Below are 15481 nucleotides of genomic sequence, written 5' to 3'. Positions count from 1 at the left end.
CCCTACACTGTCGCACCCCACGCGATCCGGTGATCGACAACCCAGGCCGTCGAGGGCTTGCGGGCCTCCCGCCGGAAGACCAGCGGCAGCATGGCGTCCCGGACGATCCGGCCCACCGGCCCGGGCATCTTCTCGCCGCTCTTCTTGTTGCCGTCGGCCACGATCTTCTCGACGCGGTCGCGGCGCGCGGCCTCGTAGCGGGTGAACGCCTCGGGCACCGGATGGTCCCGCAGCGCCTGGGCCAGCACGAGCGCGTCCTCCATCGCCATCGAGGCGCCCTGCCCCGAGGTCGGCGAGGTGGCGTGCGCGGCGTCCCCGATGACGATCATCCGGTCCCGGTGCCAGTGCGGTACGCGCGGAAAGTCGTACGTGTTCCAGGGAGCCAGGATGTCCCCGGTCGCCTGGATGATCGTCGTCGCCGGTACGCGGTCCGGCGCGAACGTCCTCAGCAGACGGTCGCGCCACCCCTCGTTCGCCACGGCCAGCTGGGCCGGGGTCAGCTCGGCCTGCTGCGGCACGTTGGCGAACCACCAGGTCTGCCCGCCGGGCGCCGCCATGTAACAGAAGAACGCCTCGCGCCCGAAGACCATGTGCATCGTGCCGGGCTCGGCGCCGACGTCGATCCCGGCGTAGCCACCGGTGTTGAGCAGCGGAACGTAGCGCGGCCGGGGCGCCCCCGGATCGATGAGCGTACGCATCCGCGACAGCAGGCCGTCGGCGCCGACGAGAACGTCCGCCTCCGCCGCCGTTCCGTCGGTGAACCGGGCGGTGGCTCGGTCGGCGTGCTCCGTGTCCTTGTAGCTCTCCGGGCGGTCGCCGTAGCTCGCCAGGCGCTTGCCGTAGTGGATGCGGACGCCGCGGCGGCCGGCCTCGTCCCGGAGGGCCTGATACAGCTCGGCGCGCCGGATCGTGCGGGTGACGAGCCCGTCGCCCCGGCTGCCCGTGGTGTCCATGCTGCCCAGGAGCTTGCCGGCGCCGGAGTGGAAGGTGAAGCGGGGCGTGTCGAAGCCCAGCCCGTCGATCGCCCGCAGCAGGTCCAGCTCCCGCAGCACGGCCAGCCCGTTCACCTGCACGGTCAGGTACGCACCGACCCCGTCGGCCGAGTAGTCGTAGGCCTCGTAGACGTCGGCCTCGATGCCCGCCTCCCGGAGGGCGATCGCGGTCACGGTGCCGGCGATCCCGCCGCCGATGACGGCCGCCGTCCGGGTACGTTGAGTCTTAGTCATGCCATGACTATACATGACATGACTAAGTGTCGCCCAGTGCTTCGTGACCAGGCCCGTAGGATGTCCGCATGGCTGCCGAACGGCGTTCACCCCTGGCGATGGTCGTGCTCGCGCTGCTCGCGGAGGAGCCGATGCACGCGTACCGGATCCAGTCGAAGATCCGCTCGCGGCGCCAGGACGAGATCGTCAACGTCGCCCAGCGCAACAGCGTCTACCAGGCCATCGAGCGCCTGGTCCGGGACGGGTACGCCGCGGTCCGGCACACCGATCGCGAAGGCGGCCGGCCGGAGCGCACGGTCTATGAGATCACCCCGGCCGGCCGGGCGATGCTCATCGACCGGCTGCGCGCGATGCTGTCGACGCCGGCCCGGGAGTTCCCCGAATTCCCGGCCGCGCTGGCCTTCGTCATGCTGCTGGACGCGCAGGACGCCCGGGTCCAGCTGGAGAAGCGGGCCTCGGCGCTGGCCGCCCGCCTCGCCACCCTGGCCGGTGACATCGAGACGAGCGACCGGATGGGATTGCCCCGCCTCTTCGTGCTCGAAACCGAGTACGCGCTGGCGGCGACGCGTACGGAACTGGACTTCGTCCGGGGTGTGGCCGGGGACCTCGCGGCCGGCCGGCTGACCTGGTCGCCGGAGTGGCTGGCCGACATGGCCGCCCACTTCGAACCCTGACCCTCCCCCTTTTCCGACGATCTTGCGCGAATGTTCGGGCATTCCGGGCATTGCCGACGAATTTCGAGACATTCGCGCAAGATCGTCGGAATCGCGGGGGAGGTGGCGGGAGGGGAAGGGCGGGGGCGGGGTCGCATAGGATGCGGGCGTGGAGCTGCTGCATTCAGGCAAGGTCAGGGACGTCTACCAAGATGGCGACGACTTGATTCTCGTCGCCTCCGACCGCATGTCCGTCTTCGACGTCGTTCTGCCGACCGCGATCCCCGACAAGGGCGCCATCCTCACCCAGCTCTCGCTGTGGTGGTTCCGGCAGCTCGCCGACCTGCTGCCCAACCACGTGATCGACGAGAACGTGCCGGCCGAGTGGGCGGGCCGGGCGATCCGCTGCAAGAAGTTGCAGATGGTCCCGGTGGAGTGCGTCGCCCGCGGCTACCTGACCGGGTCGGGGCTGCGGGACTACGACGCGACCGGTGTCGTGTCCGGTGTGGAGCTGCCGGCGGGCCTCGTCGAGAGCTCGAAGCTGCCGGAGCCGATCTTCACGCCGTCGACCAAGGCGGTCATGGGTGAGCACGACGAGCCCATCACCTATGCCGACGTCGTCGCCAAGGTCGGCCCGGAGACGGCGGAGCGGCTACGCGACATCACGCTGGCGGTGTACCGGCGGGGCGCGGAGATCGCGGCCGAACGCGGGATCCTCATCGCGGACACGAAGATCGAACTGGGCTGGGACGCCGACGGCACCCTGATCCTGGCCGACGAGGTGCTGACGCCGGACTCGTCGAGGTTCTGGCCCGCGGACGCGTACGCGCCGGGGAAGGTCCAGGACAGCTTCGACAAGCAGCCGCTGCGGGACTGGGCCGTCGCGAGTGGATGGGACAAGACCGAGCCCGGCCCGGTGGTGCCGCCCGACGTGGTGGCGCAGACGCGGGCGCGTTACGTAGCGGCGTACGAACGCCTGACCGGCCAAGCCTGGACGTAACCCGCCCCCACCTGGCGCCGCCCCGACATCGATCCCCAAGATCCCGTTTGGATCAGGGAAATCACCCGAATCATGAGCCAAGATTCGGGTGGGAACCCTGATCCAAGCGGGATCTTGGCGTTTGCGGCGACGGGCCGGGCGCTGGGCGGCCGGGGGCCAGGTCCTGCAAGGTTTGGAAGGTGTTGCAAGACTGCTGCCGGATTCTGAGCAAGTCTTGCGGTGACCTTTCGGTTACGCGTATGTTGCGGCGGACTGTAGTGCCTTGCGGAGCGCGAGCGCCCCGCAATCACGTTCGGCGCACACACGTGTGGCCGAGCCGATGCGTGCCACCGAACCCCGAGGGACACCATGCGCACTTCTCGCATCCTCAGCCAGGCTGCGGCCGCCCTGATCGTTCTGGGTGTGCTGACCGCGCCGGCCGAGGCGAAACCACAGAACACAGCTCCCGCCGACGGCGTCGTGTCGTGGAGCTCGGAGCCGTCCGACAGCGCGCTCGCGTCGCGCGCATCGAACGACGTGCCCCACGAGCAGTTCTACTTCGTCCTGCCGGACCGGTTCGCGAACGGCGACAAGTCCAACGACAAGGGCGGGTACGCCGGTGACCGCCTGTCGACCGGCTACGACCCGACCGACAAGGGCTTCTATCACGGCGGCGACCTGCAGGGCGTGATCGACAAGCTGGACTACATCCAGGGCCTGGGCACCACGGCCATCTGGCTGGCACCCGTCTTCAAGAACAAGCCGGTGCAGGGTTCGGGCGCGGACGCGAGCGCCGGGTACCACGGTTACTGGATCACCGACTTCACCCAGGTCGACCCGCACTTCGGGACCAACGCGGACCTGAAGCGGCTGGTGGGCAAGGCGCACCAGCGCGGCATGAAGATCTACCTGGACGTCATCGTCAACCACACCGCCGACGTCCTCCAGTACGCCGAGAACAAGTACGACTACGTGGACAAGAAGACGACGCCGTACGTGGACGCCGCCGGGCACTCGTTCGACGACGCGAACTACGCCGACGGCACGCAGGGCTTCCCGAAGGTGGACGTGAACTCGGGCCCGTACACGCCGGTGTTCCCGACGGCCGCCGACAAGACGGCCAAGAAGCCGGCCTGGCTCAACGACCCGACGATGTACCACAACCGCGGGAACTCCACGTTCGCCGGCGAGAGCGACACCGACGGCGACTTCTACGGCCTCGACGACCTGTGGACCGAGCGGCCCGAGGTGGTCGCCGGGATGACCAAGGTCTACCAGGACTGGATCGGCTCGGCCGGGGTCGACGGGTTCCGCATCGACACCGCCAAGAGCGTCGACATGCAGTTCTGGCCGCAGTTCACCCGGGGGATCACGACCTACGCGGCCGCCCACGGCAAGCCGAACTTCTTCATGTTCGGTGAGGTGTACACCTCCGACGCGACGAAGACGTCGGCGTACGTGCGGCAGGGGAAGCTGCCCGCGACGCTGGACTTCCCGTTCCAGGCGGCCGCCCAGTCGTTCGTCACCAACGGCAACGCCCAGGCGCTCTCCGACATGTACGCGTCCGACGCCCTCTACGCGTCCGGCAACACCGACGCGAACGCGCTGCCGACCTTCCTCGGCAACCACGACATGGGCCGTGTCGGCGGATTCATCGAGAAGTCCGGTGTGGACGCTTCCACCTACCTGGACCGGGACAAGCTCGCCCATGAGCTGATGTTCCTCACCCGCGGCCAGCCGGTCGTCTACTCCGGCGACGAGCAGGGGTTCACCGGGCCCGGCGGCGACAAGGACGCGCGGCAGGACATGTTCGCAAGCTTGGTCGCCGACTACCTCGACGACGACCTGATCGGCACCGACCGGACGCACGCCGTCGACAACTACGACCCGAACCACCCGCTGTACCGGACGATCGCCGCCCTGGGAGCTTTGCGCGCCCAGGAGCCCGGCCTCGCCACCGGTACGCAGACCACCCGCTACTCCGGCGACGGCGTGTTCGCGTTCAGCCGGATCGACGCCGCCCAGCGGACCGAGTACGTGGTGGCCGCCAACAGCTCGACGACGGCGAAGACGGTGACGATCCAGACCTCGTCGCACGGCGCCTTCGCGCAGCTGTATCCGACCGCGGGCAGCGGACCGGACACCGACGCCGACGGGAAGATCACGGTCACGGTCCCAGCGCTGTCCACCGTGGTCTACAAGGCCGCCGCCCCGATCGCCCCCGCCGCCGGTACGCCCACCATCACGATCACCTCGCCCGGTGACGGTGCCGCGGTGGCGACGCAGGCCAAGGTGAGCGCGACGCTCGGCGGTGCGGACCCGGCCGCCACGGTCACGTTCGCGGCCCAGGTCGGCGGCGGCCGCTGGCAGCTGCTCGGCACCGCCCGGCAGCCCGACGCCGACGGCAGGTACAGCGTCTACCAGGACCTCGACGGCATCGGCGGCAAGGTGCCGATCCGCTACAAGGCCGTCGTGTCCAGCGGCGGGCACCTGGCGAGCGACGAGTCCCAGATCTCGGTGGCCACCCCCGTCCAGGGCGCCCAGCGCGAGTACGTGCTCGTGCACTATCGGCGTACGGATGGGAACTATGCGGGCTGGGGCGTCTACAACTGGGGTGATTCGGACCCGTCCTCGCAGCACGACTGGCCGACCGGGCAGCCGTTCGCCGGCGAGGACTCCTACGGCCGCTTCGCCTGGGTGAAGGTCAAGCCCGGCGCCGCGAACGTCGGCTTCCTCGTCGTCGACTCCCACGGCACCAAGGACGTCGAGACCGACCGCAGCGTGGACCCGGGCAAGACCGGCGAGATCTGGCTCAAGCAGGGCGATCCCGCGATCTACTCCTCGCCCGCCGCGGCACTCGGCCACCAGACGATCCACTACCACCGCGCCGACGGCGACTACTCCGGCTGGGGCCTGCACCTCTGGGGCGACGCCGTCGCCTCCGGCACCGACTGGGGTACGCCGATGCCGCCCACCGGCACCGACGGGTTCGGCGCGTACTGGGACGTGGCGCTGAAGGACGCGGCCAAGCCGGTGAACTTCATCATCCACAAGGGAGACACGAAGGATCCGGGGCCGGACGGCTCCGTCGACCCGACCCAGGCCGCCGACGCCTTCGTGACGAGCGGTGACACCACCGTGTACGCCTCGGAAGCGGCCGCCTCACACGTCGCCGTGCTGCACTACCGGCGTACCGGCGGCGACTACTCCGGCTGGGGACTGCACCTGTGGGACGGGGCGGCCACCGGCACCGACTGGGGATCGCCGATGCCGCCCACCGGCACGGACGCGTACGGCGCGTACTGGCGGGTTCCGCTCGCCGCCGGCGCCACCGCGCTCAGCTACATCGTGCACAACGGCGACGGCAAGGACCTGCCCGACGACCAGCGCCTCGATCTCGCCAAGAACGGCAACGAGGTCTGGCTCCAGCAGTCCACCCCCGGCTACCTGCGGCCGCTCGTCAAGAGCGCGCCGCACGACATCGACCTGAACCACGCGTACGCGCAGTGGATCGACCGCGGCACGATCGTGTGGAACAAGGCCGACAACGACGGCAAGGTGTACGCGCTGGCGGTCGCCCCGGCCGGCGGGCTGTCCATCGTGGACGGCAAGCTGTCCGGCGACTTCACGTCGGTCCCGCTGACCGCCCGGCCGGACGGCTTGACGGAGAAGCAGCGGCAGGCGTACCCGCAATTGTGGAACTACGGCGGCTTCGCGGTCGGGGCGACCGACGTAAAGGCCGATCTGCGGGCGCAACTGGTGGTCACCGAATCCGACCACCTGGGCAACCTGCTGTCCGCGACCTCGGTGCAGACTCCCGGCGTACTCGATGACGTCTATGACGCGAGCCACGTGCGGCTGGGGCCGGCGATCGGCCCGGTGAAGGCGGGTGTCGCGGTGTGGGCGCCGACGGCGCGCGGCGTGCAGCTGGAGCTGATGGCGGCGCCGGACGCGGCGCCCACGCTGGTTCCCATGCAGCGCAACGACACCACGGGCGTCTGGACGGCGACCGGTACGCGTGCCTGGAAGGGGATGTACTACCGGTTCCGGGTGGACGTGTGGCAGCCGGCGGCGGGACGGTTCGTGACGGCGAGCGTGACCGACCCCTACTCGCTGGACCTGTCGGCGAACTCGACCGCGAGCCGGCTCGTCGACCTGAACGACGCCGGGTCGAAGCCGGCGGGCTGGGACCGGCTGCGCAAGCCGACCCTGACCGGCCGCCCGCAGATCCAGGAAGCCTCGGTACGCGACTTCAGCATCGCCGACCAGACCGTTCCCGCCGCCGAGCGGGGCACTTACCTGGCGTTCACCGAGCCGTCCTCGGCCGGCATGACGGAGCTGAAGTCGCTGGCGTCGGCCGGGGTGACGCACCTGCACCTGCTGCCCACGTTCGACTTCTCCTCGACTCCCGAGAAGCGGGCCGACCAGGCCCAGCCGGCCTGCGACCTCCCGTCGCTGCCGCGCGACTCGGACCGGCAGCAGGCGTGCGTCGCGGCCGTGCAGAACACCGACGGCTACAACTGGGGCTACGACCCGCTGCACTACACCGTGCCCGAGGGCTCGTACGCCGTCGACCCGGCCGACCGGGTCGAGGAGTACCGGCGGATGGTCGCCGGGATCAACGGTGCCGGGCTGCGCGTCGTCGCCGACGTGGTCTACAACCACACGTCCGCGGCGGGCACCGACCCGAACTCGGTCCTCGACCAGATCGTGCCCGGCTACTACCAGCGGCTGCTCGACGACGGCACGGTGGCCACCTCCACCTGCTGCGCCAACACCGCCCCCGAGCACGCGATGATGGGCAAGCTCGTCGTCGACTCCGTGGTCACGTGGGCCAAGGCGTACAAGGTGGACGGGTTCCGGTTCGACCTCATGGGCCACCACCCGAAGGCCAACATCCTGGCCGTACGCGCCGCCCTGGACGACCTGACGCCCGCGAAGGACGGCGTCGACGGCAAGTCGATCATCCTGTACGGCGAGGGCTGGGACTTCGGGGAGGTCGCGGGCAACGCCCGGTTCGTCCAGGCGACGCAGAAGAACATGGCCGGCACCGGGATCGCGACGTTCAGCGACCGCCAGCGCGACGCCGTACGCGGCGGCGGCCCGTTCGACGGCGACCCGCGTATCCAGGGGTTCGCCTCGGGCCAGTACACGGATCCCAACGGCGGTCCTGCTTCGTCGCTGTCCGCGCTCGGCCACAACACGGATCTGGTGGAGCTGGGCCTCGCGGGGAACCTCGCCTCCTACTCCTTCCGGGGTTCCGACGGCGCGGTGCACTCCGGTTCGCAGGTCGACTACAACGGCTCACCCGCCGGGTACGCCGCCCGGCCCGGCGAAGCCGTGACCTATGTGGACGCGCATGACAACGAGATCCTGTTCGACGCGCTGGCGTACAAGCTGCCGGACGGGACCTCGGCGACCGACCGGGCCCGCATGCAGGTACTGGCCCTCTCGACGGTCGCGTTCTCGCAGGGCACCGGATTCGTGACGCTCGGCTCGTCGCGGCTGCGGTCGAAGTCCCTGGACAAGAACAGCTTCAACGCCGGCGACTGGTTCAACGAGATCCGCTGGGACTGCGCGTCCGGCAACGGATTCGGGGCCGGCCTGCCGATGGCGGCGGACAACCAGTCCCGCTGGGCGTACGCCCGGCCGCTCCTGGCCGACCCGGCCATCGTCCCGTCCTGCGCGGACATCGCGATGGCGGACGCGCGATTCGCGGAGCTGATGCGGATCCGGTCGTCCTCGCCGGTGTTCTCGCTGACCACGGCGGCCCAGGTCCAGCAGCGGGTGTCGTTCCCGCTGTCGGGCACGGCCTCCGCGGTTCCGGGCGTGATCACCATGGTCCTGGATGGGACCGGTCTCGGCGGAGCCCACCGGCAGTACGTGGTGGTGTTCAACGGATCCCCGTCGGCGGTCACGCAGCAGGTGGGTCTGTCCGGGCTCTCGCTGGACCCGATCCTCGCTTCGTCGGCGGACCCGGTCCTGCGTACGGCCACGGCGTCCACGTCGGGTTCGCTGTCGGTACCAGCGCGGTCGGTGGCGGTCTTCGTCCGCTGACTGGCGGAGTGCCGCACTAGATCTTGAATAGAAACTGTTGTTCCGGCAGCAGTTTCTATTCAAGATCTCTTTGCTTCGTCCGCATCCCGACGGTGACCGAGCCGCCTTCAAAAAGTGTGATGGGGCGCCCGCAAAGACGCGGGCGCCCCATCTTTCACCAGTGCGGATGCCACCAGCCGCCGAGCAGTCCGTGGACCAGGTGACCGACGGACCAGAGCAGCTCTCCGACCAGACCCATTGCGTACTCCTTCGGTAACGGACCCCAGGCCGAGATCGACCCTATGAGCCCGAACCGCCAGAGCGGGCTGAAATGGGAAAAATCAGGACGGAAGCCGGAAACCCTGCTCCCGCTGCGTTCCCAGCCAGGCCTCCACCTCGCCGCTCGTCCGCGGCAGCCCGTCCGACAGGTTGACGCAGCCCTCGGCGGTGACCAGGACGTCGTCCTCGATGCGTACGCCGACGCCGCGCAGTTCCTCGGGGACCAGGTCGTCCTCGGCCTGGAAGTAGAGGCCGGGCTCGACGGTGAGCACGTAGCCCTCGCCCAGCTCGCCCTTGTTGTAGTTCTCGGACCGGGCGTTGGCGCAGTCGTGCACGTCGATGCCAAGCATGTGGCCGAAGCCGTGCAGCGTCCAGCGGCGGTAGAGCATGGAGTCCTTCTGCATGGCCTCCTCGACCGGCACCGGCAGGATGCCCATGTCGTGCAGGCCCTCGGCGAGTACGCGCATGCAGGTGGTGTGGACGTCCTCGAACTTCACGCCGGGCTTGATGAAGTCCATGCCGGCCTGCTGCGAGGCGTACACGAGGTCGTAGACCTGCTTCTGCAGCGGGGTGAAGGACCCCGACACCGGCACGGTACGCGTCACGTCGGCGGTGTACAGGTTCCGGTTCTCCACGCCCATGTCCATGAGCAGCAGGTCGCCGGGGTTCGTCCGGCCGTCGTTGCGGATCCAGTGCAGGATCGTCGCGTGGGCGCCGGAGCCGACGATCGAGGAGTAGCCGACGTCGTTGCCGTCGTGGCGGGCCCGCAGGCCGAAGACGCCCTCGATGAGGCGCTCGGAGACCGGCCGGTCGCCGGGGATGACGCGGGCGGCGTCCTCGAAGCCGCGGACCGTGGCGTCGATCGCGTCCTGCAGCTGGGCGATCTCCCAGGCGTCCTTGACCAGCTTGTGCTCGGAGATCGTCCAGGCCAGCTCGCGGTCGCGCTCGCCCCACGGCAGGACCGCCGCGTCGACGGTGTGGTCGAAGCCGCGCAGGACCCGGGTGCCGCGCGGGGCCAGGCCCGACAGGACGTCCGGCAGGTCGGCCAGGTTCGCGGTGGCGATGCCCAGCTCGGCGGCCTTCTCGTCGAGGGTGTGCCGGCGGCCGATCCACAGCTCGCCGTACATCCGGTCCTTGAAGAACTCGTCGGTGTCCCGCGGGGAGCGGGGGCGTACGAACAGGGTCGCCTCGCCGTCCGGGCGGATGATCAGCACGCTCTCCGGGTCGAACTCGCCGGTGAGGTAGAAGAAGTCGCTGCCGGGCCGGAAGTTGTAGTTCGTGTCGTTCGCCCGCACCTGCTCGTGCCCGCTCGGGACGATCAGGGTCTCACCGGGGAAGGCCGCCGCGAGCCGGGCGCGCCGGGCCGCGTACCGGGCCGCGCCGTCGGCCGCCTGCGGCGTCAGCTGCGCGTCCCGCCAGCCGGTCCGCATGAACTCCAGGTACTTCTGCGGGTAAGCCGGGTCGTGGGTCTCGGTCTTGGCGCCGTCAGCCTCGCTCATGGCGGGTCACACCTTCCTCGTCGTGGGGTTCCACCGACCCTACCTGCCGGTACGCGTACCCAGGCGGTCGGATCGCGTCGGGTGGCCCTTGCACCCACCCTTGGATCATCGCCGTGACAAGATGGGGTCCATGTGCGGCATCCTTGCGTTCTTCAGCTCCCACGGCGACGCGTACCGACACGACCAGGCGCTCGCCGAGGCCCTCGAATGTCTGCACCACCGCGGACCCGACGAGACGGGCATGGAGCAGGTCGGCGTGGACGCGATCTTCGCGCACAAGCGCCTGTCGATCATCGACGTGGCGCTGTCCCACGAGCCGATCCCGTACCTGCACGGGCGGTACGTGCTGACCTTCAACGGCGAGATCTACAACTACCTGGAGCTGCGCGAGGAGCTGACCCGGGAGTTCGGGGCCGAGTTCGCGACCCAGGGCGACGGCGAGGCGATCGTCGCCGGCTTCCACTACTGGGGCGAGCGGGTCGTCGACAAGCTGCGGGGCATGTTCGCCTTCGTGATCTGGGACCGCCAGGAGCGCCGCGCGTTCGGCGCCCGCGACCCGTTCGGCATCAAGCCGATGCACTACCTGGAGACGGGCGACGGCCTCTACCTGGCCAGCGAGAAGAAGGCGCTGCTGCCGTTCGCGCAGTCGGCGTACGCCGGTGACGCCGGGGTGGACACCGCCAACCTGTCCCACTACCTGACGCTCCAGTACGTGCCGGAGCCGCGTACCCTGCACAAGGGCATCTCGCGGATCGGTTCGGGTGAATGCCTGACGTGGAGCGCCGAGGAGGGCGTACGCACCCGGCGGTACTACCGGCCCGTCTTCCGGCCCACCCCGACCGACAACCCCGAGGCGCTCTTCGCCCGCATCCGCGACACGCTGCGCGAGAGCGTACGCATGCACATGCGCTCGGACGTGCCGGTCGGCGCGTTCCTGTCCAGCGGCATCGACTCGACCGCGGTGGTGGCCCTGGCGCGGGAGTTCAACCCGAACATCCTGACCTTCACGGTCGGCTTCGACGTCGACGGCTACTCCGAGATCGACGTGGCCCAGGACTCGGCCCGCCACCTCGACGTGACCACGATCCCCACCAAGATCGGGCCGCGCGAGATGATGGAGACGCTGCCCAAGATCGTCTGGCATCTCGACGACCCGGTGGCCGACCCGGCGCTCGTGCCGCTGTACTTCGTCGCGAAGAAGGCCGCCGAGCACGTCACGGTCGTGCTGTCCGGCGAGGGCGCCGACGAGTTCTTCGGCGGCTACACGATCTACCGCGAGCCGCTGTCCCTCGCGATGGTCAACGACCTGCCGGACCCGCTGCAGAAGGGCCTGCGGGCGGTGTCCAAGGTCATCCCGCAGGGCGTCAAGGGCAAGAGCTTCCTGGAGCGGGGCACCACGCCGATCGAGGCGCGGTACTACGGCAACGCGCGGATGTTCAACGAGGCCGAGAAGCAGCGGCTGATGCGCAACTACGACCCCTCGGTCCGCTACACCGACGTCACCGCGCCGATCTACGCCGAGGCGCTCGACCTCGACGACGTGACCACGATGCAGTACATCGACCTGTACACCTGGCTGCGCGGCGACATCCTCGTCAAGGCCGACCGCATGTCCATGGCCCACTCGCTGGAGCTGCGCGTACCGTTCCTGGACAAGGAGGTGTTCGACGTCGCGGCGACCGTCCCGGTGGACCTCAAGCTGCCGCCGCGCTCGGAGATCACCAAGTACGCGATGCGCATGGCCCTGCAGCAGGTCGTCCCGCCGGCCATCGTCAACCGCAAGAAGCTCGGCTTCCCGACCCCGACCCGGGTCTGGCTGGCGGGGGAGATGTACGACTGGGCCCGCGAGATCTTCGCGACGTCCGGCGCGGGCTCGCTGCTCGACCTGAACTACGCCGACAAGCTCCTGCAGGAGCACAAGGCCGGCACCGCCGACCACTCCCGCAAGATCTGGACCGTCCTGGTCTTCTGCATCTGGCACGCCATCTTCGTCACGCGTACGCTCGACCCGGGCATTCAGCGCAACCAGTCGGCCCTGCTGACCAAGCCGGTCGTCGGCTCGATGGTCTCCTAGGCATCGTCTCCTAGGCTTCACGGCATGCCCCTCGCAGTCGTACTTGGAGAAGCGCTCATAGATCTGCTGGAACAGCCGGGCGGTGACCTACGCCCGGCTGTCGGCGGTGCGCCCCTCAACGTCGCCGTCTGCCTGGCCCGCCTCGGTACGCCGGCCCGCCTCGCGACCGCCGTCGGCACGGACGCGTTCGGCGACCGGCTGCTGGAGTTCGCGGCATCGTCCGGTGTGGACGTCTCCGGCTGCGAACGGGTCCCCGGGCCGACCCCACTGGCCGTCGCGACCTTCGCCGCGGCCGAGCCGCAGTTCTCGTTCTACGGGGACCCGCCCGCGTACGCCCGGCTGTCGGCGGCCGACGTCCCGCCGGAATCGGTCCTCTACTGTGGATCCATCGCGCTGCTGAGCACCCCGTTCGTCGACGTCGCCCGGGCGGCCTGGCGTACCGAGGGCGTGGTACGCGTACTCGATCCGAATCTTCGGCCCTTCCTGCTCGGCACGGAGCGTGAGCGGGCGGACTGCCGGGCGCTGATCGAGGAGTTCGCGGCAACCGCGGACCTGGTGAAACTGTCGGACGCCGACGCCGAACTGCTCTACGGCCGGACCTCGCCGTCGGCCGCGGCGTTGCGCCTGCGGGCGCTCGGCGCCCGGAACGTGGTGGTGACGCTCGGCGAGGGCGGTGCGATCCTGGCCCGACCGGATCGCGGCTCCCGGCCCTCGGCCATGGCCGCGCACGCCATCCACCCCTCCGACCGGGTCTTCGGCCTGCCGATCTCGCCCGGACCGGTGAGCGACACGACCGGCTGCGGCGACTCGGTGACCGGAGCGCTCATGCACGCGCTGGCCGCGGGCCTGGCCGATGACGACGACGCCTGGATCGACGCCCTCCGGTACGCCCTGCGCGTCGCCGCCTGGGTGGCGCAGCGCCCGGGCGGAGCGACAGCAATGCCTTTCGCCAGCGACCTGTGACCGCTTCAGCTGCCCAGCCCTGATCATGTGATGCGTATACGTCGAAAACCCCTGCCTGGCGACGTATACGCATCACATGATCATGACGGCATCGAACCGGCGAGCCTTTGCCATGATCATGTAACGCCATTCCGGCGACGGAGACTACTCGACCTTGATCATGTGCTGCCATATCGGCAGGAGAGCGTTTTCTTGCCGAAATAGTGCTACATGATCAAGAGGATCAGAGTGATCTTGCCGCATTCGGACGGGCTGCCCGGACTTCGTCCCGACTGTCCGATATGGAAGATGCGGGAACGCTCTTCCGCTAGGTGAATCGCGCCCGTAAGTCGGACAGTCGCGACAAAAGCCGAGGGCGAGGGGTGAAACGGTGACCGGACGACGGTGAACGATGCTTCGCCCCACTCACCTGGCAGTGGAGTCCCCGGAGCGCAGCGATAGGGGCGGAACGGTCTCCCGCGCGAGGAGCGGAGGTGAGATCGACGAACCCGGGACAAGAATTGATCTTGAATGATCTGGATGTGAGTTTAAAGGGCGGCGTCGAGCTCCAGGAATCCTCGGGTGACCGCGTGCTGGGCTTCGATCAGGCCGCGCTCGCCGAAGCGGGTCAGCGACGCCTTCGCCGCTACCTGGGCCGGGTCCGCCCCGTCCCGGTGCCCCTCGCGGATCAGCCAGGACAGCGCGGTGAGCTCGTCGTGCTGGGCGCGGACGAAGCCGAGGTCCACGACCGTCCCGTGGCCCGGTACGACCCTCGTCGACGGTCCGACCAGGGCGAGCAGGCCCGCGAGCGTGTCCGGCCACGAGATCGGGTACGCGTCGCCGAACCCCGGTGCGGCGCCCTCCTCGATCAGGTCGCCGGCCACGACGACGGCGGCGTCGGGGATCTCGGCGACCAGGTCGCCGTCGGTGTGACCGAGGCCGAGGTGCCGCAAGGTGACCGCGCGTCCGCCGACGTCTAGTGTGGACTCGGTGTGGAAGGTGTGGCCCGGCGGCACGATCGTGACCCGGCCGAGCGCGTCGGCGAAGGCGAGGTCCGACGGCAGCGCCTCCTCGTACCACCCGCGTTGCAGGACCGGCCCGCGTTCGCGCAGGTGGCGGGCGGCCGTCTCGTGTCCCCAGATCGGCGCGCCGTCGGCGGACAGCACGGCGTTGCCGAACGAGTGGTCGAAGTGGTGATGTGTGTTGACCAGCGTGAGCGGGTATGGCGTCACGGTGCGTACGCCCTCGAGGAGCTGCCGCGCGTGATCGTCGATCGAGAGCGTGTCGATCACGAGCGCCTGACCGTCGCCGACCACGAGTGTCACGTTGACCCGGAGCATCGGCTCGGTCGCCAGGTAGACCCGGTCGGCTATCTCATGGAAGGTGATCATGCGGTGGTCGCCTTCTCCACGAAACGATGACGGTCGACGAGGATTCGTTCGACCCGGCCGTCGGCGACGAGGAGGTCCCCATCGTGCACCGTCACGTCGAAGGTGAGGCGTCGGCCCTCCACCTCGACCAGGCCGGCCCGCGCGACGACGGTACGCCCGACGGGGGTCGGCGAGCGGTGGTCGAGCTCGACGCGTACGCCCACAGTGGTGCTTCCGTCCGGCAGGTGACGGGCGGTCGCGGCGACCGTGGCGGCCTCGGCGAGCGCGAGTACGCGGGGGGTGCCGAGCACGGGGACGTCGCCGGAGCCGAGGGCCTGGGCGGTGTCCGCGTCACTCACCCGCAGCTGGACCTGGGCGGACAGGCCGACGGTCAACTCCATGGGGCCAAGGATATCCAACGTC

The 15481-nt window shown here is 69.5% G+C and carries 9 protein-coding genes; 5 read left to right on the top strand and 4 right to left on the bottom strand.

Annotation, left to right across the window (positions count from 1 at the left end; genetic code table 11):
• Positions 1–2 precede the first annotated feature (2 nt).
• Entirely contained in the window at positions 3–1226 is a 1224-nt protein-coding gene (locus G401_RS0116680; protein WP_027343408.1) for an FAD-dependent oxidoreductase, read from the bottom strand.
• Between the two features lie 68 nt (positions 1227–1294).
• On the opposite strand from G401_RS0116680, the gene G401_RS0116675 reads away from it, so the two are divergent.
• From G401_RS0116675 to pulA, 3 genes are all read left to right on the top strand, one after another.
• Complete coding sequence (locus G401_RS0116675) at positions 1295–1900, top strand: PadR family transcriptional regulator (protein WP_027343407.1); 606 nt, start codon at positions 1295–1297, stop codon at positions 1898–1900.
• Positions 1901–2048: 148 nt separating this feature from the next.
• Positions 2049–2879, top strand: coding sequence for a phosphoribosylaminoimidazolesuccinocarboxamide synthase (locus G401_RS0116670; RefSeq protein ID WP_027343406.1), 831 nt, complete (start codon positions 2049–2051; stop codon positions 2877–2879).
• 348 nt (positions 2880–3227) lie between these two features.
• On the top strand, positions 3228–8915 hold the full coding sequence (pulA, locus tag G401_RS52805; RefSeq protein ID WP_064741781.1) for a pullulanase-type alpha-1,6-glucosidase: 5688 nt from the start codon (positions 3228–3230) through the stop codon (positions 8913–8915).
• A gap of 320 nt (positions 8916–9235) precedes the next feature.
• On the opposite strand, the gene G401_RS0116655 is transcribed toward pulA, so the two are convergent.
• Entirely contained in the window at positions 9236–10672 is a 1437-nt protein-coding gene (locus G401_RS0116655) for an aminopeptidase P family protein (protein ID WP_027343405.1), read from the bottom strand.
• A gap of 130 nt (positions 10673–10802) precedes the next feature.
• On the opposite strand from G401_RS0116655, the gene asnB reads away from it, so the two are divergent.
• Positions 10803–12746 (top strand): asparagine synthase (glutamine-hydrolyzing), encoded by a 1944-nt coding sequence (gene asnB, locus G401_RS0116650; RefSeq protein WP_027343404.1) that lies wholly within the window; start codon positions 10803–10805, stop codon positions 12744–12746.
• Positions 12747–12770: 24 nt separating this feature from the next.
• Positions 12771–13709, top strand: coding sequence for a carbohydrate kinase family protein (locus G401_RS0116645; protein ID WP_027343403.1), 939 nt, complete (start codon positions 12771–12773; stop codon positions 13707–13709).
• Positions 13710–14236: 527 nt separating this feature from the next.
• Here the strand turns inward: G401_RS0116645 and G401_RS0116640 are convergent.
• Both G401_RS0116640 and G401_RS0116635 read right to left on the bottom strand, forming a co-directional pair.
• The gene (locus G401_RS0116640) at positions 14237–15079 is read right to left on the bottom strand and encodes an MBL fold metallo-hydrolase (protein WP_027343402.1); all 843 of its coding nucleotides are present in this window, start codon (positions 15077–15079) and stop codon (positions 14237–14239) included.
• Positions 15076–15459 (bottom strand): thioesterase family protein, encoded by a 384-nt coding sequence (locus tag G401_RS0116635; RefSeq protein ID WP_027343586.1) that lies wholly within the window; start codon positions 15457–15459, stop codon positions 15076–15078. The genes G401_RS0116640 and G401_RS0116635 overlap by 4 nt, the downstream gene beginning before the upstream one ends.
• Positions 15460–15481 lie beyond the last annotated feature (22 nt).

Origin of the sequence: Hamadaea tsunoensis DSM 44101, from assembly GCF_000428945.1 — a bacterium.
GTDB lineage: Bacteria > Actinomycetota > Actinomycetes > Mycobacteriales > Micromonosporaceae > Hamadaea > Hamadaea tsunoensis.
This window is presented reverse-complemented; position numbering and strand designations above follow the sequence as displayed.